Raw genomic sequence first — 599 nt, forward strand, 5'->3', positions numbered from 1 at the left:
CATGCCCTTTTCATCTGTCCTCGCGTCTTCCTGCCACGCTTCTACTTACGGGAACGTACCTGTAATGCTGGTATGAGATTATCAAAGTACACTGGCAAAATTTACCTGCCTATTAAATAGCCGACGAAAAACGCCATAATTATTCAATTTTTGATAAATTTTTTAATTTTTTTCTCAAACGGTTTCTTTTGGTATAAATCGTCTGTTCTGCCATTCCCATAATCTTAGCAACTTCTCTTCCCGAATATCCCCATGTACTGAGTAAGAGGATTTCCAGTGTCTGATGCTCCGTTTCTTTCAATAGTTCATAGATTCGCTTATCACCTATGTGATTCAGAAGCTCCTTTACATCCCTTGCAAACAGCTCGCTGTCCTTTTCTTTTATGGAATCCATATCCTGCATCATTTCATCCAGATGTTCCCGGTATCTGCGCTCTTCCAGAAAATCTTCCCGGTCCATCTGGCGCAGCTTTTGGATCTTCTCTTCTTCCATTCCCAGTTCACGCAATTTCTTTTCTTCCTGTTCTTTCCAATAATTCCACTTTCGTTCTTCACTTGTCTTGTTATAAGCCATTTATCTTTCCTCCGATCTGATTTTT

General features: G+C 40.1%; 1 protein-coding gene. It reads right to left on the reverse strand.

Translation table 11 applies throughout. The annotated features are described in order from the left end of the window. Positions 1–139: 139 nt before the first annotated feature. A complete protein-coding gene (locus G4407_RS16270) occupies positions 140–574 on the reverse strand; it encodes a helix-turn-helix transcriptional regulator (protein ID WP_117739181.1) in 435 nt (144 codons plus the stop codon). Positions 575–599: the final 25 nt, after the last annotated feature.

Source organism: Allocoprococcus comes (assembly GCF_013300725.1).
Classification (GTDB): domain Bacteria; phylum Bacillota; class Clostridia; order Lachnospirales; family Lachnospiraceae; genus Allocoprococcus; species Allocoprococcus comes_A.